The organism is Pseudoalteromonas rubra, assembly GCF_000238295.3.
Lineage (GTDB): Bacteria > Pseudomonadota > Gammaproteobacteria > Enterobacterales > Alteromonadaceae > Pseudoalteromonas > Pseudoalteromonas rubra.
Genome location: NZ_AHCD03000037.1, coordinates 55917 through 78530, shown reverse-complemented (window position 1 = coordinate 78530; position 22614 = coordinate 55917). Strand labels below are relative to the sequence as shown.

25 protein-coding genes are annotated in these 22614 nt (G+C 48.8%); 4 read left to right on the top strand and 21 right to left on the bottom strand.

Annotation, left to right across the window (positions count from 1 at the left end):
• Positions 1–573: 573 nt before the first annotated feature.
• A complete protein-coding gene (locus PRUB_RS18425) occupies positions 574–1176 on the top strand; it encodes a YdgA family protein (RefSeq protein ID WP_010386931.1) in 603 nt (200 codons plus the stop codon).
• An 88-nt stretch (positions 1177–1264) separates the two neighbouring features.
• Here PRUB_RS18425 and rplQ read toward each other — a convergent pair whose 3' ends face one another.
• The 19 genes from rplQ to PRUB_RS18330 form a co-directional block, all read right to left on the bottom strand.
• Positions 1265–1666, bottom strand: a complete 402-nt coding sequence (gene rplQ, locus PRUB_RS18420; RefSeq protein ID WP_010386932.1) for a 50S ribosomal protein L17 — start codon at positions 1664–1666, stop codon at positions 1265–1267.
• A 39-nt stretch (positions 1667–1705) separates the two neighbouring features.
• On the bottom strand, positions 1706–2692 hold the full coding sequence (locus PRUB_RS18415) for a DNA-directed RNA polymerase subunit alpha (protein WP_010386933.1): 987 nt from the start codon (positions 2690–2692) through the stop codon (positions 1706–1708).
• Between the two features lie 24 nt (positions 2693–2716).
• Positions 2717–3337 (bottom strand): 30S ribosomal protein S4, encoded by a 621-nt coding sequence (gene rpsD, locus PRUB_RS18410; RefSeq protein WP_010386934.1) that lies wholly within the window; start codon positions 3335–3337, stop codon positions 2717–2719.
• 22 nt (positions 3338–3359) lie between these two features.
• A complete protein-coding gene (rpsK, locus tag PRUB_RS18405) occupies positions 3360–3746 on the bottom strand; it encodes a 30S ribosomal protein S11 (protein WP_010386935.1) in 387 nt (128 codons plus the stop codon).
• Positions 3747–3759: 13 nt separating this feature from the next.
• A complete protein-coding gene (rpsM, locus tag PRUB_RS18400; RefSeq protein ID WP_010386936.1) occupies positions 3760–4116 on the bottom strand; it encodes a 30S ribosomal protein S13 in 357 nt (118 codons plus the stop codon).
• A 129-nt stretch (positions 4117–4245) separates the two neighbouring features.
• Complete coding sequence (rpmJ, locus tag PRUB_RS18395) at positions 4246–4359, bottom strand: 50S ribosomal protein L36 (RefSeq protein ID WP_002959476.1); 114 nt, start codon at positions 4357–4359, stop codon at positions 4246–4248.
• Positions 4360–4381: 22 nt separating this feature from the next.
• The gene (gene secY, locus PRUB_RS18390) at positions 4382–5710 is read right to left on the bottom strand and encodes a preprotein translocase subunit SecY (RefSeq protein ID WP_010386937.1); all 1329 of its coding nucleotides are present in this window, start codon (positions 5708–5710) and stop codon (positions 4382–4384) included.
• Between the two features lie 11 nt (positions 5711–5721).
• Positions 5722–6156: a 50S ribosomal protein L15 gene (gene rplO / locus PRUB_RS18385; protein ID WP_010386938.1), complete on the bottom strand. Its 435-nt coding sequence runs from the start codon at positions 6154–6156 to the stop codon at positions 5722–5724.
• Between the two features lie 4 nt (positions 6157–6160).
• Complete coding sequence (gene rpmD, locus PRUB_RS18380) at positions 6161–6340, bottom strand: 50S ribosomal protein L30 (RefSeq protein ID WP_010378276.1); 180 nt, start codon at positions 6338–6340, stop codon at positions 6161–6163.
• A gap of 6 nt (positions 6341–6346) precedes the next feature.
• Positions 6347–6853: a 30S ribosomal protein S5 gene (rpsE, locus tag PRUB_RS18375; RefSeq protein ID WP_010386940.1), complete on the bottom strand. Its 507-nt coding sequence runs from the start codon at positions 6851–6853 to the stop codon at positions 6347–6349.
• A 9-nt stretch (positions 6854–6862) separates the two neighbouring features.
• Entirely contained in the window at positions 6863–7213 is a 351-nt protein-coding gene (rplR, locus tag PRUB_RS18370) for a 50S ribosomal protein L18 (protein WP_010386941.1), read from the bottom strand.
• Positions 7214–7222: 9 nt separating this feature from the next.
• Complete coding sequence (rplF, locus tag PRUB_RS18365; protein WP_010386942.1) at positions 7223–7753, bottom strand: 50S ribosomal protein L6; 531 nt, start codon at positions 7751–7753, stop codon at positions 7223–7225.
• Positions 7754–7766: 13 nt separating this feature from the next.
• Positions 7767–8159, bottom strand: a complete 393-nt coding sequence (gene rpsH, locus PRUB_RS18360; RefSeq protein ID WP_010386943.1) for a 30S ribosomal protein S8 — start codon at positions 8157–8159, stop codon at positions 7767–7769.
• Between the two features lie 20 nt (positions 8160–8179).
• The gene (gene rpsN, locus PRUB_RS18355; RefSeq protein ID WP_010386944.1) at positions 8180–8485 is read right to left on the bottom strand and encodes a 30S ribosomal protein S14; all 306 of its coding nucleotides are present in this window, start codon (positions 8483–8485) and stop codon (positions 8180–8182) included.
• 10 nt (positions 8486–8495) lie between these two features.
• Entirely contained in the window at positions 8496–9035 is a 540-nt protein-coding gene (gene rplE, locus PRUB_RS18350) for a 50S ribosomal protein L5 (protein ID WP_010386945.1), read from the bottom strand.
• A 15-nt stretch (positions 9036–9050) separates the two neighbouring features.
• Entirely contained in the window at positions 9051–9365 is a 315-nt protein-coding gene (rplX, locus tag PRUB_RS18345; RefSeq protein WP_010386946.1) for a 50S ribosomal protein L24, read from the bottom strand.
• Between the two features lie 10 nt (positions 9366–9375).
• Entirely contained in the window at positions 9376–9744 is a 369-nt protein-coding gene (gene rplN, locus PRUB_RS18340; protein ID WP_010386947.1) for a 50S ribosomal protein L14, read from the bottom strand.
• A 300-nt stretch (positions 9745–10044) separates the two neighbouring features.
• A complete protein-coding gene (locus tag PRUB_RS18335) occupies positions 10045–10887 on the bottom strand; it encodes a polysaccharide deacetylase family protein (RefSeq protein WP_010386948.1) in 843 nt (280 codons plus the stop codon).
• A 177-nt stretch (positions 10888–11064) separates the two neighbouring features.
• The gene (locus tag PRUB_RS18330; protein ID WP_010386949.1) at positions 11065–13014 is read right to left on the bottom strand and encodes an AsmA family protein; all 1950 of its coding nucleotides are present in this window, start codon (positions 13012–13014) and stop codon (positions 11065–11067) included.
• A gap of 210 nt (positions 13015–13224) precedes the next feature.
• Here PRUB_RS18330 and PRUB_RS18325 point away from each other — a divergent pair, with 210 nt between their 5' ends.
• Positions 13225–14397: a hypothetical protein gene (locus PRUB_RS18325; RefSeq protein WP_010386951.1), complete on the top strand. Its 1173-nt coding sequence runs from the start codon at positions 13225–13227 to the stop codon at positions 14395–14397.
• Positions 14398–14649: 252 nt separating this feature from the next.
• Positions 14650–15336, top strand: coding sequence for a TorF family putative porin (locus tag PRUB_RS18320; RefSeq protein WP_010386953.1), 687 nt, complete (start codon positions 14650–14652; stop codon positions 15334–15336).
• Positions 15337–15346: 10 nt separating this feature from the next.
• On the opposite strand, the gene PRUB_RS18315 is transcribed toward PRUB_RS18320, so the two are convergent.
• Together PRUB_RS18315 and purT are read right to left on the bottom strand one after the other, a co-directional pair.
• Complete coding sequence (locus tag PRUB_RS18315) at positions 15347–16234, bottom strand: aldo/keto reductase (protein ID WP_010386954.1); 888 nt, start codon at positions 16232–16234, stop codon at positions 15347–15349.
• Positions 16231–17418 (bottom strand): formate-dependent phosphoribosylglycinamide formyltransferase, encoded by a 1188-nt coding sequence (purT, locus tag PRUB_RS18310; RefSeq protein WP_010386955.1) that lies wholly within the window; start codon positions 17416–17418, stop codon positions 16231–16233. The genes PRUB_RS18315 and purT overlap by 4 nt, the downstream gene beginning before the upstream one ends.
• Before the next feature lie 186 nt (positions 17419–17604).
• On the opposite strand from purT, the gene PRUB_RS18305 reads away from it, so the two are divergent.
• Positions 17605–22614: a non-ribosomal peptide synthetase gene (locus PRUB_RS18305; protein ID WP_010386956.1), complete on the top strand. Its 5010-nt coding sequence runs from the start codon at positions 17605–17607 to the stop codon at positions 22612–22614.

Here is a 22614-nt window from a genome sequence, read left to right as displayed (position 1 = left end):
TTCAATTAAAAGTTTTTTGTTTGAAGTAAACTTCAAACCATGCTCAATGAATTCTGATTTTGATTACTCTCTATAAATAAAGAGAAATCGAATTGACTGCTATAGTCACTCAGTTCAGTTGAGACTCTAAATTTTTGTGCGTCATTCAGTAAACTGAAATTCGCTGTTAGAACTCAATCTGTACGAGTGCCCACACAGATGATTGCTTCATATTTTTAAAGAACAGTGCGATAACTTGTTATCGCTGAGGGTTGTGCATTCTAATCACTTCCCATTTTATGTCAACACTTAATTTTGAAAAATTTCAGAACCAAGTTTTATTTGACTCCCAACTCGCTGGCTCGTTGCTTTTCAGCGTTGTGCCCCGTGTCGGTGGATGCGCATTATAGGGAAATCGAAACCCAGCGCAACCCCTTTTTTGAAGAAAAGTGCGAAAAACAGCGCGTTCGGACAAAAATAAGGCAAGACGCTCATTTATACACCTTTACTTATGTATATTTCCTCATTTTCTGTACAAGCTCACTCTTTTTATAGAGAATTCCCGCCGAATTATTTGATTAAAATAGGAAAGTCATGAAAAAGTTCAGTTTGGCTGTATTAGCTGCGCTCTCTACAACCACTTTTGCATCAGAAGACATCACAAACCCACTATCCTTCTCAGCAACCGCTGGTTATACCTTCGGTGGTGACACACTAGGGACATTGGTGTACGAAGATGATAGTGACAACAGCGTAAAAGCAGGATCTGGATTAATTCTTGGTGGCGGATTCAACTATGCACTTAGCCAGACGTTCGATATTCGCCTGAATGCATCTATTCATCTTGATTCTGCAGACGCAGAAAATGGCGATCTCACATTTAGTCGTTTTGCATGGGAAGCTATCCCTTACTATAAAGCAAATGAACAAATCAAACTCGGGCTCGGTGTAGGCATAGATTCATCGGTTGAGCTAGAAAATGACTTCGGCAATGATATTGAATTTGACAATGCGGGTAAGTTCATCGTGTCAGGTATGTACACATTCGAAAATTGGAGTGCCAGCCTAGAATTAAGATACAGCGTAGTCGAATATGAAGTCTCAAAGGTCGGCCACTATTCTGTTGCAAACGAACTTGCACGTGCCAACAAGATTGATGCGAATCACGTTGGTATTTTATTTCACTGGAACTTCTAAGCCTCTGGATAAGTCTGGTGGAATACTTTTCACCAAACGTAGAAAAGCCGGGCATTGCCCGGCTTTTCTGTGTCTTAACTAGTAAGACTTACTCTGCAGACTGCGCGTCTTCTTGAACTTCTTCAGTCGCAACTGGGCGATCTAGTAGTTCAATGTAAGCCATTGGCGCGTTGTCACCTGCACGGAAGCCACACTTCAGAATACGAGTGTAACCACCTGGACGATCCGCGAAACGAGGACCGATCTCAGAGAACAATTTACCAACTACTTCTTTATCACGCGTGCGAGCAAACGCTAAACGACGGTTTGCTACGCTGTCAGTCTTAGCCAGTGTGATTAAAGGCTCAATTACACGGCGCAACTCTTTCGCTTTAGGCAAAGTTGTTTTGATGATTTCGTGCTTCACCAAAGAACCAGCCATGTTGCTGAACATCGCTTTGCGATGGCTGCTGTTACGGTTTAATTGACGACCACTCTTACGATGGCGCATGACCCTATCCTTCTAACTAAACTAATATAGTAACTTAGATTACTCAGCCAGACTTGCAGGTGGCCAGTTTTCCAGGCGCATGCCCAGAGAAAGACCACGTGAAGCTAGCACGTCTTTAATTTCAGTCAGAGACTTCTTACCAAGGTTTGGTGTTTTCAGAAGCTCAACTTCAGTACGCTGTACTAAGTCACCGATATATTGAATTTGCTCGGCTTTCAGACAGTTCGCAGAACGTACAGTTAGCTCTAAGTCATCGACTGGACGAAGCAGAATAGGATCGAACTCTGGCTTCTCTTCTTTTTCTTCCGGCTCAGAAACATCACGTAAATCTACGAATGCTTCTAATTGCTCAGCAAGAATAGTAGATGCACGACGGATCGCTTCTTCAGGATCCAAAGTGCCGTTCGTTTCCATATCGATGATTAGTTTGTCTAAGTCTGTGCGTTGCTCAACACGAGCTGACTCAACCGAGTACGCAATACGCTCAACCGGACTGAATGATGCATCAAGCAGCAAACGACCGATTGGGCGCTCATCGTCATCAGAGGATAAACGACTAGACGCCGGTACATAACCGCGACCACGCTCAACGCGAATGCGCATACTGATCTCACTATTGTCAGCCGTAAGGTGACAGATCACATGCTCAGGGTTGGCAATAGTCACGTCTCCGTCGTGCTGGATATCAGCCGCAGTCACAGGGCCTACACCAGACTTAGTCAGGGTAAGGAAAACTTCATCTTTACCTTCTAGAGATACTGCCAGACCTTTCAGGTTCAACAGAATTTCAATGATGTCTTCTTGTACGCCTTCTTTCGCGCTGTACTCGTGCAATACACCGTCAATTTCAACTTCTGTCACAGCACAACCAGGCATAGATGAAAGAAGTATACGACGTAGAGCATTGCCTAGTGTGTGGCCGAAACCACGCTCTAGAGGCTCTAAAACTACTTTAGAACGCGTTGAGCTTACAGCGTCGATATCGACTAATCTTGGTTTTAGGAATTCGGTTACAGAACCCTGCATTTTATCCTCTCTTAACTCTTAACTTTACTTCGAGTAAAGTTCGACGATTAGTTGTTCGTTAATGTCCGCAGACAGATCAGAACGCTCTGGTAGGCGCTTGAAAGTACCTTCCATTTTTGAACCGTCAACTTCAACCCAAGTTGGCTTTTCGCGTTGCTCAGCCAACTCTAGAGCAGCGATGATACGCGCTTGCTTTTTAGACTTCTCGCGAATTACTACCACGTCTTCTGGAGTAACTACGAAAGAAGGAATATTAACAACACGACCATTAACCATAATCGCTTTGTGGCTTACTAGCTGACGTGCTTCAGCACGTGTGCTTGCAAAACCCATGCGATATACAACATTGTCTAGACGTTGCTCTAGAAGCTGAAGCAGGTTTTCACCTGTGTTGCCTTTAAGGCGAGCAGCTTCTTTGTAGTAGTTACGGAATTGCTTTTCAAGTACACCGTAGATACGACGAACTTTTTGCTTTTCACGTAGCTGTAGACCGTAGTCAGATAGACGACCTTTACGTGCGCCGTGCTGACCAGGTGCTGTTTCTAGTTTACACTTAGAGTCAATTGCTCTTACGCCGCTTTTAAGGAACAGGTCAGTACCTTCACGACGACTCAGCTTGAGCTTAGGGCCCAAATATCTTGCCATGTTCTTTCTCCTAACCTATTAATTATACGCGACGTTTCTTCGGTGGACGACAACCATTATGTGGGATTGGCGTCACGTCAGTGATGTTTGTGATACGGAAACCAGCAGCATTCAATGCACGAACAGCAGACTCACGGCCTGGACCTGGACCTTTGATGAATACTTCTAGGTTCTTAAGACCGTACTCTTGAGCAGCAGTACCTGCACGCTCTGCAGCAACCTGTGCAGCGAAAGGAGTAGACTTACGAGAACCACGGAAACCTGAACCACCTGCAGTCGCCCAAGAAAGAGCATTGCCTTGACGGTCAGTGATGGTCACAATCGTGTTGTTGAAAGATGCATGAACGTGAGCCATGCCGTCAACAACCTGCTTTTTGACCTTTTTACGACGAATTGGTGCTTTTGCCATAACTTACCCCACCTTATTTCTTGATAGGCTTGCGAGGACCCTTACGAGTACGCGCGTTAGTCTTAGTACGCTGACCACGTAGTGGAAGCGAACGACGGTGACGTAAGCCACGGAAACAACCAAGGTCCATAAGACGCTTGATGTTTAGTGTAACTTCACGACGAAGATCACCTTCAACAGTGTACTTGCCAACTTCTTCACGAAGGATGTCAAGAGTTTCGTCGTTTAAATCGCCGATTTTAGTAGTTTCAGCGATACCTGTCGCAGCTAAGATAGCCTTAGCGCGAGTTTTACCTACACCATAGATGCTTGTTAAACCGATAACAGCATGCTTATGATCAGGAACGTTAATGCCTGCGATACGGGCCACTAACATATCTCCTATAAATAAACCTGATTATCATCTTGCTGGAAAGCCCGTATAGGATACCCAACCGACATTCAGGTTTTACCAATGAAACAGGCTAAGTAAACTACTTAGCCTGCACGACTAGATTTCTTAGCCTTGCCTTTGCTTGTGCTTAGGCTCACTGCAGATCACGCGTACCACACCGGCACGTTTGATAACTTTACAGTTACGGCAGATTTTCTTAACGGAAGCACGTACTTTCATTACTCAACTCCGTAAACAGACCTTAGCGGCCGTAGCCTTTAAGGTTCGCTTTTTTCAGCACAGAATCATACTGATGAGACATCAGATGGGTCTGTACTTGTGCCATAAAGTCCATGATAACCACAACGATAATCAAAATTGATGTACCGCCGAAGTAGAACGGCGTTTGCCACGCCATGGTCATAAACTCGGGCACCAGACAGATAAAGGTAATATACAACGCACCGGCCAAAGTCAGGCGTGTCATTACTTTATCAATGTATTTAGATGTCTGCTCACCTGGGCGAATGCCTGGAATAAATGCGCCAGATTTCTTCAGGTTGTCTGCTGTCTCACGCGGGTTAAATACCAACGCAGTGTAGAAGAAGCAGAAGAAGATAATCGCTGCTGCAAGTACCATCGCGTACAGAGGTTGACCAGGAGTCAACACTGCAGAGACAGCTTGTAAGAAGTCAGCAACTGGACCTTCACCTTGACCGAACCAGCTTGCAATTGTACCAGGGAACAAAATGATGCTGCTAGCAAAGATTGGTGGAATAACACCCGCCATGTTAACTTTCAATGGTAAATGCGTGCTCTGCGCTGCGAAGACCTGACGACCTTGCTGACGTTTTGCGTAGTTAACAACGATACGACGTTGACCACGCTCAAAGAACACTACCAAATAAGTAACGGCGAATACGATTACCGAAATTACAACCAAAGCTAATACGTTCAGATCACCTTGACGCGCCATTTCTGCTGTCGAACCGATTGCAGACGGCAGGTTAGCTACAATACCAACAAATATCAGAACAGAGATACCGTTACCAATACCACGCTCTGTGATTTGTTCGCCCAGCCACATCAGGAACATAGTACCGGTTACTAAACTCACCACAGCGGTGAAGTAGAAACCGAAACCAGGATTTACGACCAACCCATCCATCATATTAGGAAGGTTAGTAGCAATACCGATAGACTGGAATGTAGCAAGCACAAGCGTACCATAACGCGTGTACTGACTGATCTTCTTACGACCTTGCTCACCTTCTTTCTTAAGCTCTATCATCGCAGGATGTATGTGCGTTAATAGCTGCATAATAATTGAAGCTGAGATATAGGGCATAATACCCAGCGCGAGTACCGAGGCACGCTCAAGCGCACCACCGCTGAACATGTTGAACATTTCAACAATGGTGCCCTTTTGTTGCTCGAAGAATTCGGCAAGTACGGCGGCATCAATCCCAGGGATCGGCACGAACGAACCTAAACGGTAAATAATGATAGCACCCAATACAAACAGTAGTCGGCGCTTCAGTTCCGCTAGCCCACTCTGTGCGCTTTGCATATCTTGACCTGGTTTAGCCATAGTGTACTTCCTTAGTCTTCTACCTTGCCTCCGGCAGCTTCGATAGCTTCGCGAGCACCTTTAGACACTTTAATGCCTTTAACGGTAACTGCGCGTGAAACTTCGCCAGATTTAACAACTTTTACGAACTGGATGTTCTTTTTAACAATACCAGCTGCTTGTAACGCGCTTACGTCTACCGTATCGCCTTCAACTTTAGCGATTTCGTACAGGTTTACTTCAGCAGATACTAGAGATTTGCGAGAAGTGAAACCGAACTTAGGCAGACGACGTTGCATAGGCATTTGACCGCCTTCGAAACCAACGCGTACTTTACCGCCTGAGCGTGATTTTTGACCTTTGTGACCACGACCACCAGTCTTACCAAGACCAGAACCGATACCACGGCCAACACGCTTACCAGCTGTCTTTGCACCAGCAGCAGGTGAAAGTGTATTCAAATGCATCGAATTAACCCTCTACCTTAACCATGTAAGAAACTTGGTTGATCATACCGCGAACTGCTGGCGTATCTTCTAGCTCAACAGTGTGGTTGATACGACGTAAACCAAGGCCACGTAATGTAGCTTTATGCTTCGGTAAACGACCGATTGAGCTACGTACTTGAGTTACTTTTACTGTGTTTGCCATGGTGTCTTACCCCAAAATTTCGTCAACGCTAAGACCACGTTTAGCAGCAATACCCTCTGGAGAATTCATGTTCTCTAGAGCTGAAACTGTTGCACGAACGATGTTGATCGGGTTAGTAGAACCGTATGCTTTTGAAAGTACGTTCTGTACACCAGCAACTTCTAGTACTGCACGCATCGCACCACCGGCGATGATACCTGTACCTTCTGATGCAGGCTGCATGTATACTTTAGAACCAGCATGGCGACCCTTGATAGGGTGCTGCAAAGTATGACCGTTAAGGTCTACTGAGATCATGTTACGACGTGCTTTTTCCATTGCTTTTTGAATAGCAGCTGGAACTTCACGTGCTTTACCGTAACCGAAACCTACTTTACCTGCGCCGTCACCAACTACAGTCAGTGCTGTGAAGCTAAAGATACGACCACCTTTAACTACTTTAGACACACGGTTTACCGCGATTAGCTTTTCAGCCAATTCAGGCTGTTGTGCTTTTGCTTCTACGTTAGCCATTGTCTACTCCTAGAATTGCAGACCGGCTTCACGCGCTGCATCAGCAAGCGCCTTCACACGGCCGTGATATTTAAAGCCACTGCGATCAAAAGCGATTTTTTCAACGCCTTTGTCAGCTACGCGCTCAGCGATTGCTTTACCAACTGCTTGAGCCGCTTCGATGTTGCCTGTGCCTTTAACTGTTTCAGCAATTGCTTTTTCAACAGTAGAAGCAGCAGCCAGTACACTACCCTCAGTGTTGATCACTTGAGCGTAAATGTGACGTGGCGTGCGGTGGATAACAAGGCGAGTTGTGCCCTGTTCGATAATATTTCTACGAGTGCGCTTAGCACGACGTAGACGAGCTGTTTTCTTATCCATCGTCTTACCTTACTTCTTCTTAGCCTCTTTACGACGCACGTATTCGTCAGCATAACGTACACCTTTACCTTTATAAGGCTCTGGCTCACGGTATGAACGAATGTTCGCAGCAGTTTGACCAACCAGCTGCTTGTCTGCGCCCTTAACAACAATTTCAGTTTGGCTTGGAGCTTCGATAGTGATACCCGCTGGGATCTCGAAGTTCACTGGGTGAGAGAAGCCAAGAGTCAAGTCTAATACTTTACCCTTAACTGCTGCACGGTAACCAACACCTACTAGTTGTAGTTTCTTCTCAAAACCTTCGTTAGCACCGATGATCATGTTATTGATCAACGCACGTGCAGTACCCGCTTGAGCCCAAGCGTTAGCAACTTCACGTGGAGTTGTAGTGATAACGTTGTCGTTAAGTGAAACTTCAACCGCTGCATTGATAGTGCGCGTTAATTCACCGTTTTTGCCTTTAACTTTGATGTCCTGGCCGTTAACTGTAACTTCAACACCGGCAGGAACAGTAATAGGAGCCTTCGCTATACGAGACATAGTTCCCCTCCGATTAAGCTACAAAGCCAATGATTTCACCACCAACACCAGCGTTACGCGCAGCGCGGTCTGTCATCAGGCCTTTAGAAGTTGATACGATAGCGATACCTAGACCACCCATTACCTTTGGTAATTCGTCACGTCTCTTATAGATACGTAGACCAGGGCGGCTAACACGCTGGATGTTTTCGATAACAGCTTTGCCTTCGAAGTACTTAAGTTCGATAGTCAATTCTGCTTTAACGTCACCAGATACTGCGAAGTCACCGATGTAACCTTCGTCTTTTAGTACCTTAGCAATAGCTACTTTCAGCTTTGAAGTTGGCATAGTTACAGATACCTTCTTCGCAGTCTGACCGTTACGGATGCGTGTAAACAAATCCGCAATTGGATCTTGCAAGCTCATGTCTTACTCCCGTGATTCTATTACCAACTAGCCTTTTTAAGGCCAGGAATTTCACCGCGCATAGCAGCTTCGCGAACTTTGATACGGCTCATGCCGAACTTGCGAAGGTAACCATGTGGGCGGCCCGTGATGTTACAACGATTACGTTGACGTGAAGGGCTAGAATCGCGTGGTAAAGACTGTAGCTTTAACACTGCATCCCAACGCTCATCATCAGATGCGTTAACATCGCTGATGATAGCTTTTAACGCAGCACGCTTTTCAGCATACTGAGCAACTAATTTAGCACGTTTTACGTCACGTGCTTTCATTGAATTCTTTGCCATAACCCTACCCTTACTTTTTGAATGGGAAGTTGAACGCTTCTAACAACGCACGGCCTTCGTCATCTGTTTTCGCAGAAGTAGTGATTGTGATGTCCATACCGCGAACACGGTCGACTTTATCATAATCGATTTCTGGGAAGATGATTTGCTCACGTACGCCCATAGAATAGTTACCGCGACCGTCGAAAGACTTTGCGCTAACACCGCGGAAGTCACGAATACGTGGCATCGCGATAGAGACTAGACGCTCTAGGAAATCCCACATACGCTCGCCGCGTAGGGTTACTTTACAGCCAATTGGGTAACCTTCACGGATCTTAAAGCCAGCAACAGATTTGCGTGCTTTAGTTACCAGAGGCTTCTGACCAGAGATAGCTTCCAGGTCTGCTACTGCATTCTCTAGAATTTTCTTGTCAGCTAGGGCTTCGCCCACACCCATGTTTAGTGTGATCTTTTCGATCTGAGGGACTTGCATGACAGAGCTGTAACCGAACTTTTCGAAAAGTTCTTTTACTACTTTGTCTTTGTACACTTCATGCAGTTTCGCCATCGTCTACTCCAACTATTAGATAGTTTTACCAGTAGACTTGAAGAAACGGACTTTTTTACCGTCTTCAAATCTAAAACCTACACGATCTGCTTTGCCAGTTTCGGCATTAAAGATCGCGACATTAGATACGTCGATAGACGCTTCTTTCTCAACAATGCCGCCAGCTTGCTGTAGTTGTGGTACAGGCTTCTGGTGCTTTTTGATGATATTGATGCCTTCGACAAATACTCGACCAGTTTCAGTTACAAGTGAAAGCACTTTACCGCGCTTACCTTTGTCTTTACCGGCTAGTACGATTACTTCGTCATCACGACGGATTTTTGCTGCCATGATCGACTCCTTATAGTACTTCTGGTGCTAGTGAAACGATCTTCATGAACTTTTCGTTACGTAGTTCACGAGTCACAGGGCCGAAGATACGAGTTCCGATCGGCTGTAGGCTATCGTTAAGGATAACAGCAGCATTACTGTCGAAACGGATCAAAGAACCGTCTGGACGACGAACGCCTTTTTTGGTGCGCACAACTACTGCGTTTTTAACATCACCTTTCTTCACTTTACCGCGAGGAATCGCTTCTTTAACAGAAACTTTAATGATGTCGCCAACCGCTGCGTAGCGACGGTGCGAACCACCTAAGACTTTAATACACTGCACTTTGCGAGCGCCGCTGTTATCAGCAACGTCCAGCTGAGTTTGCATTTGGATCATCTTGATGAGCTCCGGTGTAATTACAACACGCCTAGATTTTGTTTAAAACCCAAGCATTTAGATTAATTTCCACTCAAATTACGAACGTGTCGTGCTTCAAGGGCGGGCAATTGTAACAGCAAAGCAGCACTAAAGATAGTTCAATTTTTAATTAATTTGAGTACGCAGCTGTGCCGAACTTGCTGTAAAACAGGGATATGGGGACAAACCAAATCTTCACAAGTCACACTACCAAACTAATTATGCAAAACGATTGCAAAGGCAATCTGCATAACCTCTTATCTGTGAACAAAAAACAGACTACTCGGGTTCCTTACGGTGCATTTTTATGTAACTGGCGACTTGTTCGACGGTATCCACCCAGTAACCGTTTTCAGGCGTATTTAAATATTGAATTAATTGTGACAGCACCCTGGCATCGACACTGTAAAGGCCTTTTTTGCCCACCTCGTGCCCTGCCAGGATGATCCATTTGTTGTCTTCCCGCAGCCCTTCGAGGGTTGCTTTTAGCTCCTCAAAGGTCAATCCGTCCATTTTTATGCCGGTGAGCTGAGCGAAATCGGTATAAGCCGGATTGTTTGCGGTTTCATCCAGCCAGGTGCGGCCAGTCTCAAAATGCCGGGCAATCAACGGGACGTAACTTTTTACCAGTGCGCCCCGGCCAACAAAGGTATTGCCACATGGATAGGCAAAGCTCTTAGGCTCAACACCCAGTTGGGTTTTCAGATACTGATTGGTGGTCAGAATGTCCTGCTCCAACCAGGCAAGATTAACCTGCTCCAGCCCCTTATTCTGTGCTCTCAGCCAGTCGAAGTTACCGGTGCACAAATGAGACAACGTGTGATTGCCCAGCTCATGACCCATTTTCACCACCTTACGCCAGTCCTTAAGGCGTGCCCCTACTGGTTCTGGCATCACGTAAAAAGTCGCTTTGATCCCGTGTTGTTCAAGAATGGGGATACCCGCGTCGAGTTGACTCTCTCTGGCATCATCAAAGGTCAGACTAACCGCATTACGTGCGCCGTGCGGGTATTGGAAAGTCGTCATATGCGGTTGCTCGGTCGCACTGGGTGTGTCTGCCTGGGCGCACGCAAGGCTCAGCATGCCGCATAGCAGAATAAGAAGTTGTCGCTTAATTATCATATGTCACTCCGGGTAAATGTTTCAGGGTCTTGGCGAGGTGGATATGAGTGTGACAAAGCCACCTATACTGCGGGACTGAAGGTTTTCTGAAGGATGCTTATGAAAGTGTTAAGGTTATGAATTACGGGCATAATACACCGGGCAGCAAAGCCCGATGTATTGCCTGAGCGACCGAGACTATCCGCCAAAAAAGCCCTTTAGCTTATCTTTGAGCTTCTCTTTCACTGCATCTTTGGCTTTGTCTTTGGCCGCACCACTTAAATCCAGCTTAGTTTCCACTTGATGAAATGGCCCCTTAATTCTGACCGGGATTTTAAAGCCCGTGCTGTCATCCTGGCTCTGCTGACCTTCAATGGTATCTACAATGCCGGTCACGACCCGATAGTTAACGTATGTTTTGGGCAAATCGACTTCTCCTTCTCCGGTGATACGGATTAACGGACTTGCCAGATTCAGGTCGCGGTTACGACCAACCCCGTTAAGGAACTGAAAGCTTCCGGTCAGCGCAGAGAAATCTGTTTTCTGATCCGGGTCAAAATCGGCGTTCACCCCCTCAGAAACCGACGAGAAATTCCCTTTGAGCATTTCTTTTCCTTTGCGCACCATCTCCGCCAGGTTTGCCCCTTTGACACCCCCATCTTTAAACTCAAACGCCAGTTCGCCAGCCAGTGCCGAAACAAACTGCTTCTGACTGACACCTCGGGTCTCGAGGTCCCAGTTCAGACTCCCCTTACCCAATACCTTGTCAAATCCTATTGCATCGGTCAAAAGCGGCTCGGCATTAATGCCTTTCAGGGCAAAATTGGTGGTCACCTGGTAAGGTTCAGACGCGGCATTCACATGCACAACCCCTTTGCCTTGCCCTTCATAGGCTGCGAACTTATCCATCGACAATTTAGCTTTGCCTCTGTTGAGCGCCACTGAGAACTGATTGGCGCCCAGTTTAATTTCTCTGGCACGTAAACCGCTGGAACGGATCACGACATTGGCATCCAGCATATTCAACGCCGACAAATCAATTTCACTGTCATCCCAGACAATAGGCTGCGGTTCACCCGGGGCACTTGTGGGCTGCTCAGGCGCCTCGACCGGCTCCGGTAAATACGGATTGAGGTCCAGCATCCCTAAATCCACATCCGCATTCACACTCAGGCGGTTACCTAATGTGATCTCACTGCGCCCCTGAATATCCAGCTTGTCCAGTTTGGCTTTTAAAGACTGCAGTGCAAATACGTCATTGGAAAAACGCATTTCTCCGGCCACTTCAAACTGATTAAACGCTTGGGGTTTCGCTTTCAGGTCAACCTTTTGCCACTGGGCAATGTCTTTCACTGATTCGCCTGATACTGTCAGTGCCCCACCGAACACCTTACCCTGCTCAGTGATCTGGCCATCGAAGGTCATGTTCACCAGACGCGATTCCAACGCTTGAGAAAAGCTAAAATCCTTACTTTCTATGGCTTTCGCTGGTGTATCGACGGTCATATTGAGCGCAAACGTTTCTCCCTGAAAAGCCACCTTGCCATTTAACTCCAGCGCCTTATACAACGAGGGGAGTGTAATCGTCAGTGCCAGGTCTGAGACTGCGTGCCGCACACCTGAAGTGGCATCTGCGTAAATCAGCTCACCCCCATAAATAGCAACTTCACCCAACGCAATATCAAACCCTTTTGGCAGTGCCACTGGACCCGACGCGCTCGGAGCCTGCTCTGCTGGCGCATCTGATGCAGTTCCCTTACCTAACGCCATGACCCAGTTGGCCTGACCCGCAGCGTTCTTTTCAAGCAGAATTTTTGGGTTGCGGATCACAAACTGCTCTAACTGGAACTCCCCTGACAGCAGGGAAAGCCAGGGGATATGCACAGCCAGCTGGTCCATCGTCAGCATATGTGGCTGACTGCCCCCTGGCATGTTCTCAAAGCGAACATCGTTGAGGATAATATTCAGGCGCGGCAGAATACTGAGCTCACTGTCGCCTGCAATGTCGAGCTTACGCCCGGTATTTGCTTCGACCTGTTGCTCCAGCTGCGCAATAATGGTCGAGGTCGGGATCAGCATAGGGGCGACCACAACGGCAATCACTAACACAAGTATCAGTGCGCCGACCAATTTGAGCACGCGTTTCATATCTCTTCCTTTATAAATCATCTATGACTCATTCTATGATAGCGATTTGGTTGATAAATTCACCTTCACCCAGGAAGATTTTTCAATCCGCCATATCTCGCATTGCACTTGTTGGAGATCCCGGTATGATCCACGCCCTTGTCAGTTTTACCGACCTTTCGCTAAACTGAATAGTCTGAATTAACCCTCTAGTTGGAGAACCGCTGCGACATGAAGAAGCTGCTCATTTCACCGTCGAACATGGCTTTGGGCGAACAAGAAAGTCAGATCTACCAGAACATCCTGAAACAGGCGACCGAGATCAGTCTTAACCTGATGGCCGTTAAGGTTGAAAATCATCCTGAAGACTTTCTGGGATGGTGCTATGAGCTACTGGATGTAGCTAAGAACCGTATTAATTTTGAGCTGCTGGACGATCATCAGCTGCCCATAGTGAAAAAGCTCCAGGACATGCTGATCAGCGCCATCAGTTTTTTGCAGCTAAAAACACTGCGTATTGCGCCCTGGCCGATGATCTGCGAATTCATTCGTCAACGTGAATCAGAGCTGGCACTGGAAGAACAGCTCAAACTCATTGACTACCTAGCTCCATTACGTGCTACACCGTTGCAGGATATGATCAACGAAGACCGCCTGGCATTCAGTGGTAAACATACTGCCAGCCTGGATACCAGTGTGTATCAATTCGATGTGGAATGGTTTGCCTCAACCAAAAGTGCCAAGGGATTCCATCAGTTACTCGCCGACCTACCCGGTGAGTTCGATACGGCACTGGCCCATATTCCGCTCGAAGGCGAAGTCACACAGCAACACTATCAAGAGTTTGTGCTGGCTTACCTGATGGCATTCAGTCACAGTGACGAAAAACCCACTCTGGCGCCAGCCACTCGTCTGCTTGCAATGCGCCGCCCGGATGTGTTCACCCCACTGGTTAACAGTAAACTGGACGCCCTGTGTCAGGCACTCGGCATTGCCAAACTGACCAACCGAGATTTTGAGCGTTACTGGCAGGATATTGTCGTGGCCATCAATAAGATGCCCTGGTTTGCAACAGGCAATGCAGCGGACGAATCTGAAGCCAGATTGCTCGCCATTAAGGCCTTATTACCATGCTTCTTTTTCTATGCAGACAAAGACACGCCACAAAGCTCTAACTACTTCAAGCTATTAAATAAGCCAAAACGAACAAGTTCTGGTAGCGGCAGCGGTACCAGAACCACCCGCCGCAGCAAAGAGTCAGCAGAAACTTTAGTCGATCGGGCACTGAGTGACGACAGCATTCCGGAACACATTCGTGCCAAGCGCGACTCTATCATCGCTGAAGTGGAAAAAGGCCGAAGCGTCGACGAAACCATTTCACTGATGCGCGCAATTTTCGGGTAATCACTCGGCTAACAGAACAATTTGTCCCTATGATCAGGTAGTTATGATCTGCCTGATCATTGTGCAAAAGCGAACAAAAATGCACCAACGGCGTGCATCCAACTTTCTTTCCCTCACCTGAGTACGCTACCTGTTTGAAAATATATCCATTTAAATCAAGACAGTAAAATAGAACTTTGTCTTTTCCTCAAGGCTGGCTTAGCCATTGCAACCTCCCGGGCGACAACCACTTTGTGCTCCAGAGGACTCTACATGAACAATAAATACTCATTAATCTGTGCAATCTCACTGCTACTCGCTCACCCACTGGCATTGGCCGATACGTCTGCTTCCGTTAGCGCCAACGTGGCCGCCAGCTCCAATTATTTCTGGCGCGGGATCACCCAATCGGATGATGGCGCCGCCGTCTCTGGTGGGCTGGACTACGACAGCGGGAAAGGATTTTATCTTGGTGCCTGGGCATCCAATGTAGATTTTGGAGACACAGCCAGTACCAGTTATGAACTGGATCTCTACGCGGGGTTCAGTGGCGAATTCAAGCAGCTCAGTTATGACCTGGGTTACATTCATTATGCCTATCCGGATGCAGCTGGCGATATCGACTTTGGCGAGCTCTATGCCTCGGTTGGCTGGCAGTATTTCTCCTTCAAACTCAGCCACCTGACTACAGCACAGAGCGATTCAAGCACAGAAGAAGATATGCTGTATCTGGAACTCAACGCGGCGTTCCCGGTGTTTTCTGAATCTGAATTGGGCCTGCACCTCGGTCGTTCCAGCGGCGATACCGTCATGGAATGGACGGGTGAAGATGACAGTTACATGGACTATGGCGTCAGCCTGAGCACGGGCGGGCTCACTCTGGGACTGGTAAAGACAGACCTTGATGCCGATGATGACATCAAGGCGTATGTGAGTTATGCGCTGGACTTTACACTCTAAGCCCGGCCCATTAAGGCACACTATGGCCGGTCGAAGCCTGCCAGATGCGATACCATTGCTCACGGGATAACGTCAGCGTACGTGCCGCCACGGCGGTACGCACCCGTTCGATGTTACCGGTCCCCAGCACCACGGACGGTTTACTTGGGTGCATCAGCAGCCAGGCATAGATCACCGCGTCAATACCACTGGCACCCACTTCCTCAGCCACTTCACTCAGACAGTTACGCAATCGCAGCGCTTTGGCATCTGTCTCAGCAAAGATGCGCCCGCCTGCCAGTGGTGACCACAGCATGGGATGAATACGCAACTGCTGACACTGATCTAAAGTGCCATCATCCAGTGCTTTCATCTCATAAGGTGAAAACTCGATCTGATTAGTCACAAGCTCAAAATCGAGGCGAGACTGCAACAGGCTCAACTGAGAAGGCGTGAAATTCGACACCCCAAAATGCAATACATCACCGTTTTGCTTAAGGCGAGTAAACGCCTCTGCCATTTCATCGGCGTCCATCAGATAATCGGGGCGATGGATCAGCAAGGTATCAATGCGATCGGTGCCAAAGTGCTGCAATGACTGCTGCACTGAGGCAATAATGTGGGCCTGACTTGAATCATAGTGATTGGCTTTACCCGCAAGCCCTTTGCTGGCAAGCGCAGGGCGAATGCCACATTTGGTGATGATGCTGATCTGTTCCCGAACCGACGGCTGCAACGCCAGTGCACGACCAAAAGCCGCTTCACACTCGTACTGGCCATAAATGTCAGCATGATCGGTGTCTCGTATACCCAGCTCTGTCAGTTGCTTTACAAAATCCAGAGTCTGGGTCGGGCTTTGCTGCCAATCCAGTAAGCGCCAGAACCCGGCGACCAGATCGCCCATTACCTTGTTTGTCATAAAATCGTGCCTATGGTTGAACTTACTCGTTTTGCTTTGTCTATAGCCAGCTCACAACTTGCATCACGCGCCAGCGCAACGCCCATCCGACGTTGACCCACCACCTCAGGTTTGCCAAATAAACGCAGGTCGGTATTTGTTTCAATCAACGCTTCAGCAACCTGAGTGAAGCTAAGCTGCTGTGACGTGCCGTTGACCAGTATAACACTGGATGCTGACGGGCCGTGACAATGAATGTTGGGAATTGGCAACCCCAGGATCGCCCGCACATGTAAGGCAAATTCACTGAGGTCCTGAGAGATCAGGGTCACCATGCCGGTATCATGAGGCCGTGGTGAGACTTCGCTAAAATACACATCATCATTTTTGATAAACAGTTCAACCCCAAACAGCCCGCGTCCGCCAAGTGCTTCTGTGATCTGCTCTGCCATGGCTTTGGCTCGCGACAATGCGACCTCAGACATCGCCTGCGGTTGCCAGCTTTGCTGATAATCGCCCCCCTCCTGCACATGACCAATCGGCTCACAGAAACTGGTACCATCAATATGGCGAATGGTCAGCAGGGTAATTTCGTAGTCGAAATCAACAAAGCCCTCCACAATCACTCTGCCCTCACCTGCGCGCCCGCCTTGCTGTGCATAAGTCCAGGCAGCTTCCAGATCAGCCTCGCTGCGCACCACACTTTGTCCTTTACCTGAAGAACTCATGATAGGTTTAATTACACAAGGCATGCCAATCTCGGCAACGGCATCGATAAACTCCTGCTGTGTATCGACAAAGCGGTAAGGTGAAGTGGCCAGACCCAGCTCTTCGGCTGCCAGACGACGGATCCCTTCTCGGTTCATGGTGATCTGTGTGGCTTTTGCAGAGGGCACCACAGTAAACCCCTGTTGTTCAAGCGCCACTAATGTATCGGTCGCAATTGCTTCGATCTCTGGCACAATATAGTCAGGTTGCTCCTGTTCAATAATTGCAGCCAGTTGATTACCATCAAGCATAGACAAGGTATAACTGCGATCGGCAACTTGCATAGCAGGCGCGTTATCATACCTGTCTAACACCACCACTTCTGCGCCCAGACGCTTGAACTCGATCACCACCTCTTTGCCCAGCTCCCCGCCACCGCATAACAGCACCTTACACGCAGTCGCACTAAATGGCGTGCCCAATTGCTTAATTTTCATGATTTATTCCTAAGTAACGATGAATCTCAAAAGTGACTGACAAAATAACATAAATTGCAATATCGCCAGCAGAAAAAAAAGCGCCAAAATATCCAAAAAAAAACAATAAAGACACAATTTGTACACAGTTGGTGTACATAATTCACGCGCAACCAAGTTGAACATGTTAGCGAAGGACTAGAAGACGTGAACACGAAGCATTTTTCAGACTGTGGCATGCCACCACTGGCGAAAACTCTCTCACAAGTTTATGGCAAATATGCGAATCGAACTGCGCTTATTTATGAAAATAATCATATCAGCTATCAGGAATTGGCACAGCGGGTTACTTTTCTTGCTGGGCACATTCGTCTGCAACTGTCTGAACAGGCAGAAACAGCCCCTTCTTCTCACTATATTGCACTTTATCACGAGCGCGGCATTGATATGGTCGTCAGTATGCTGGCGGTTTTGCATTGCGGGCTTGGCTATATTCCCATTTCTACCGATGCACCTGCGCAACGGACCCAGTTTATATTACAAGATAGTCAGCCAGCCCTGATCCTGACGCACAGTCACCTCAGCCAGGTTGAGGCCATTGCAGACCGCCCACAGCTGTGCGTAGACACCCTAAGCCCCCTGGAGGCACTCGACACAGCCCCCGCACAAGCGCAAGATGCGATTGGGTATGTGATTTATACCTCAGGAACAACCGGACAACCCAAAGGCGTGCAGATCCCTGCGCAAAATATCTTACACCTGGCCGATACCCATATTGACGCGTTCGACACGCCACAGTATCAGCGCGCTCTGTTATTTGCCTCGTACATTTTTGATGCCAGCGTATTCGAGCTATTCGTCCATTTATTGCTGGGGCAAAGCGTGTATATTGCCAGCGAGCATGAACGTAAAGACGCGCAGGCCCTGAGCACACTGGTGCAGCAAAATGACATCGAATTTGCATCTATTCCGCCTGCACTCCTGGCGTTAATTCCACCGCACCAGCTCAGCGCACTCAAGTGCCTGATCGTAGCTGGTGAGACACCCAATGTGGCCATGCTCGAGGCCTACAGTCAGGTCACTGCTATTTATAATGGATATGGCCCAACAGAAAACACCGTTGCAACCAGTTTGCATCGCTTTTCAGCGCAAGACAGTGAGCTGAATATTGGCCAGCCACTCAATGATACGCGCTTATATGTGCTGGATCCCCAGCTTAAACCCTGTCCACAAGGTGAAGTCGGTGAACTCTATATTAGTGGTCCACGCCTGGCACTGGGTTATCTTAACCGTGACGAGCTGACTCAAAGTCGCTTTATCGCCAACCCTTTTTATGATCCCCAGTGCGATGCCAGCGGCTTCAGCCGTTTATATAAAACCGGTGATTTAGCCTCCTTTGATGGCCAGGAATATCATTTTGCCGGACGTGATGATGGTCAGGTCAAGCTGCGCGGCTTTCGTATCGAGCTTGAAGAAATCGAACAAACCATCGCCACTTTAGACTCCGTCAAGCTGGTCAGTTGCGTGATCAAACAACAGGGTAATCGTCGCTTACTCGCCGCCTATGTCGTGACACAGCATGATGAAGCCACTCAGACTCAGGACATCGCTTGTCACCTTAGCCGCGCCCTGCCAGATTACATGCAGCCCGACTTGATCGTTTTGCTCAGTCAGCTGCCGATGACAGAAAACGGTAAAACGGATAAACGCGCACTGGCGGCTTTACCTGTCGAAGTGGAGCATACTCATCAGGATGCTCAGTTATCGCATGCGCAGCACGCTTTTTTGACCCTGATGCAGGGCTATTGCCCGGCAGAGCTACACTGGCATAGTGATTACTTTGCACAAGGCGGTGACTCCATCTCCGCGATCCGCATCGCCAATGAGGTTCAGCAACAGCTTAACTTACACCTGGATACCCAGCTGATTTACCGCTTGCGTACCCCAGCACAGATCTGGCAGGCGCTACTGACTCACAATGCCCGTCCGCCCGTCGACATTGCCCCGCGCGCGGCGCACCATCAACACACAGCGCCTCTGTCGGCACAACAAAGCGGATTGTGGTTTTTAGCACGCCAGGCACCTGATAATCTCGCCTATCACTCGGTCAGCCGTCTGACCCTGAGTGGTGTGCTCGACCCGGCGGCACTGCAAGCTGCACTCAGTACTTTGGTTCAGCGTCACGAAATTTATCGAACGTCATTTGACCTGCACGAGCCGCTTCAGCATATCCACCCGCATTTTGTCCCTGAACTGCCGATCGTAGATTACAGTGATCTGAGTGAACAGGACGCCCAGACGAAGATCACCGAGCATTTGGCCCAGCTCAATGCCCCATTCAAGCTGGACAGCTTGCCACTGGCACGCTGGACACTGGTTAAACTCGATACTGAAAAGCACGTCTTGCTGCAAGTAGAGCACCATTTGATCCATGATGGCTGGTCAGCCAATCAGTTTGCAACACAATTACTGGCCCTGTATGCCAAGCTCAGCAATGGCGAGCCTCTTGCCGCGGTGCCTGATGTCATCCAATACGCCGACTATGCCTGCCACCAGGCACAGTGGCTGAACGGCGAGCAGGCACAGCAGCAACGTTTGTACTGGCAGACCCAGTTACAGTCCGCTCCGCCGCGTATCAATTTACCTGTTTCACAGCTGGCACCAGACGTGCCCGTCAGCGCCGATACCTATCGCCTTGAACTACCCAGACACGTCTGGCAACAGCTTCAGCAATTTTGTCAGCGCAATCAGATAACCCCATTTTCAGCCACGCTGGCCACATTATATGTTGTGCTGTCGCGCTTCAGTGGAGATGAGGATATCTGTATTGGTTCAGCCATGGCCAACCGCAACCAACCTCAGCTTGAAACCACCATGGGTATGCTGGTGAACACGGTGGTGCACCGCTTACAAAGTGATCCACAGACGACCATCGACGAGCTGATCCAGCAGAGCTTTGAGGTGTGCGCAGAGGCACAAGCGAACCAGACCTTACCTTTCCCGGCGCTGGTTGATACACTCAATGTACCGCGTATACCCGGCGTGAACCCGCTGTTTCAGGTATGTTTTACCTTCCAGGACACGCCGCAGCCCGCAACTCCCCTGGATACATTCAAAAACATTCAGCTCGATCAGGGTGCACCGGCACAGGATGCTAAATTCGAACTGAATATTGCGATGCTGGACATGCACAGTCAGGATCCGGACCGCCCTGTCGTCATGCAATGGGAATATGACCGTAGTCGCTATGACCTGTGGTTTATCGAGTCTATGGCCAGCAATTTTGCTCACCTGTTAGCACAACTGGTGACATGTACGTCTCCAACCGCGCTGTCTCAACCTTTGGCTGCATTGGTACCCGCGGCGACGCAGCCTGAACCGCTGACTACCCCGTTGCAATCCAGTGAAAGCCTGACTGCCTTATTCGAACAACAAGCACAGCGCCACCCAGACAATACAGCCTTGTTCACCTCAACTGGCTCCATGAGTTACGATCAGCTAACGCGTCGCGCGAACCAGCTGGCACACTGGCTGATGACCCAGAATGTGAGCGGTCAGTTTGTCGGACTATATTTACCGCCGGGCCCGGATACCCTGGTTGCGATTCTCGGCGTGCTTAAAGCAGGGGCTGCCTATGTGCCGCTGTCCACACGTGCGCCCGTCAGTCGCAACGGCTTTATTCTCGAAGATGCTCAGGTACAGGTCGTCATCAGCTATCGTGAACTCATTGATGAATTGAATACACCGCAGCTGACTTCCCTTTTCCTCGATGATGAGGCAACCCTGCTCAGCTATCCGGACACATCACCCGCTTGCACCATCACTGGCGCAGATCCGGCCTATGTCATTTATACCTCTGGCACCACAGGCAAACCCAAAGGGGTGGTGCAGACCCATGGCAATGTCGCCCGTCTGCTCAGTGCCGCAGAGCAGCATTTTAGCTTTTCAACGCAAGATACCTGGGTGCTATACCACGACTATATTTTTGATTTCAGTGTCTGGGAGATCTGGGGTGCATTGGCCTATGGAGGCAAGCTGTTTATTCCGGACTATCTGGAGATCCGAGACAGTATGCAGTTTGTTGAGCAATGTCAGCAATTTGGCGTCACCGTACTCAACCAGACGCCCAGTGCGTTTTATACCTTTGCCGACATCGCCAGCAGCGCTCAGGTGCCACTTACTACCCTGCGCTACGTCATTTTTGGCGGCGAGCAACTGAACTACAGCAAGCTGGCATCCTGGTGGCAACAATATGGTGACCGCATCACCCTGGTCAATATGTATGGCATCACCGAGACCACAGTACACGTCACCGCGCTGACTCTGAGCGCCGCGATGCCACGTCACATTGCCGACATCGGTAAGCCGCTAGCCGACATGCAGGCACTGGTGCTGGATGAGCAACATCGCCCCGTACCTATGGGTTGCCCGGGCGAACTCTATATCACCGGCGCAGGCCTGGCTGCGGGTTACCTGAATCGTGATGCACTGAGTGCGGAGCGTTTCTTTACTCTGACCCTCGGCGAGCGTGAATGTCGGGTGTATCGCACCGGTGACAAAGCACGCCAGCTCCCAACCGGACATCTGGAATATCTGGGCCGGCTGGACGACCAGGTCAAGATCCGCGGTCACCGCATAGAGTTGGGCGAGATAGAAGCGCAGTTGCTAACCTTCAACGAAATTTCAAAAGCCTGTGTGCTGACCTATGACAATCAGGGACAAACGGCACTGGTGGGATATATAGTCCCTGCCGAGCATACCAGCGAGTGCGAAGCGCTACGTCAACGTCTGGCTACCCGCCTGCCCAGTTACATGATCCCAGACCAGCTCATTGCGCTGGATGCTTTTCCACTGACGGTCAACGGCAAGCTGGATAAAAAAGCGCTGCCTGCGCCTAGTCTGACCAGTAAGAGCAGCTATGTGGCACCTCAGACCCCCTTACAACAGCAGCTTTGCCAGCTCTGGCAACGGATCCTGGGGGTAAGCCTGGTGGGGGTCCAGGATGACTTCTTCCAGCTGGGTGGAAACTCTATTCTGGCAGTCAAGCTGGTACGCGAAGCGCAGGAGTCTATGCAGTTGGCAATGCCACTATCAGCCCTACTGAGTTACCCAAACATTGCCACACTGGCAGAGCACCTGAGCAGCACTCAGGTAAATACCATCGTTCGTTCACAGCGTGCAACACAGACCAGCGCAAAGCAGGTCATGGAGCTTTAA

Bases quoted from the DNA above. Each gene is read 5' to 3' on its own strand.
- rplR (WP_010386941.1), bottom strand. From the start codon at position 7,213: ATGGATAAGAAAACAGCTCGTCTACGTCGTGCTAAGCGCACTCGTAGA.
- rpsD (WP_010386934.1), bottom strand. From the start codon at position 3,337: ATGGCAAGATATTTGGGCCCTAAGCTCAAGCTGAGTCGTCGTGAAGGT.
- rplO (WP_010386938.1), bottom strand. From the start codon at position 6,156: ATGCATTTGAATACACTTTCACCTGCTGCTGGTGCAAAGACAGCTGGT.
- rplF (WP_010386942.1), bottom strand. From the start codon at position 7,753: ATGTCTCGTATAGCGAAGGCTCCTATTACTGTTCCTGCCGGTGTTGAA.
- PRUB_RS18335 (WP_010386948.1), bottom strand. From the start codon at position 10,887: ATGATAATTAAGCGACAACTTCTTATTCTGCTATGCGGCATGCTGAGC.
- rpsN (WP_010386944.1), bottom strand. From the start codon at position 8,485: ATGGCAAAGAATTCAATGAAAGCACGTGACGTAAAACGTGCTAAATTA.
- rplQ (WP_010386932.1), bottom strand. From the start codon at position 1,666: ATGCGCCATCGTAAGAGTGGTCGTCAATTAAACCGTAACAGCAGCCAT.
- rplN (WP_010386947.1), bottom strand. From the start codon at position 9,744: ATGATCCAAATGCAAACTCAGCTGGACGTTGCTGATAACAGCGGCGCT.
- purT (WP_010386955.1), bottom strand. From the start codon at position 17,418: ATGAAAATTAAGCAATTGGGCACGCCATTTAGTGCGACTGCGTGTAAG.
- PRUB_RS18325 (WP_010386951.1), top strand. From the start codon at position 13,225: ATGAAGAAGCTGCTCATTTCACCGTCGAACATGGCTTTGGGCGAACAA.
- rpsE (WP_010386940.1), bottom strand. From the start codon at position 6,853: ATGGCTAACGTAGAAGCAAAAGCACAACAGCCTGAATTGGCTGAAAAG.
- rpmD (WP_010378276.1), bottom strand. From the start codon at position 6,340: ATGGCAAACACAGTAAAAGTAACTCAAGTACGTAGCTCAATCGGTCGT.
- PRUB_RS18330 (WP_010386949.1), bottom strand. From the start codon at position 13,014: ATGAAACGCGTGCTCAAATTGGTCGGCGCACTGATACTTGTGTTAGTG.
- PRUB_RS18320 (WP_010386953.1), top strand. From the start codon at position 14,650: ATGAACAATAAATACTCATTAATCTGTGCAATCTCACTGCTACTCGCT.
- PRUB_RS18315 (WP_010386954.1), bottom strand. From the start codon at position 16,234: ATGACAAACAAGGTAATGGGCGATCTGGTCGCCGGGTTCTGGCGCTTA.
- rpmJ (WP_002959476.1), bottom strand. From the start codon at position 4,359: ATGAAAGTACGTGCTTCCGTTAAGAAAATCTGCCGTAACTGTAAAGTT.
- PRUB_RS18425 (WP_010386931.1), top strand. From the start codon at position 574: ATGAAAAAGTTCAGTTTGGCTGTATTAGCTGCGCTCTCTACAACCACT.
- PRUB_RS18415 (WP_010386933.1), bottom strand. From the start codon at position 2,692: ATGCAGGGTTCTGTAACCGAATTCCTAAAACCAAGATTAGTCGATATC.
- rpsH (WP_010386943.1), bottom strand. From the start codon at position 8,159: ATGAGCTTGCAAGATCCAATTGCGGATTTGTTTACACGCATCCGTAAC.
- rplE (WP_010386945.1), bottom strand. From the start codon at position 9,035: ATGGCGAAACTGCATGAAGTGTACAAAGACAAAGTAGTAAAAGAACTT.
- rpsK (WP_010386935.1), bottom strand. From the start codon at position 3,746: ATGGCAAAAGCACCAATTCGTCGTAAAAAGGTCAAAAAGCAGGTTGTT.
- rplX (WP_010386946.1), bottom strand. From the start codon at position 9,365: ATGGCAGCAAAAATCCGTCGTGATGACGAAGTAATCGTACTAGCCGGT.
- secY (WP_010386937.1), bottom strand. From the start codon at position 5,710: ATGGCTAAACCAGGTCAAGATATGCAAAGCGCACAGAGTGGGCTAGCG.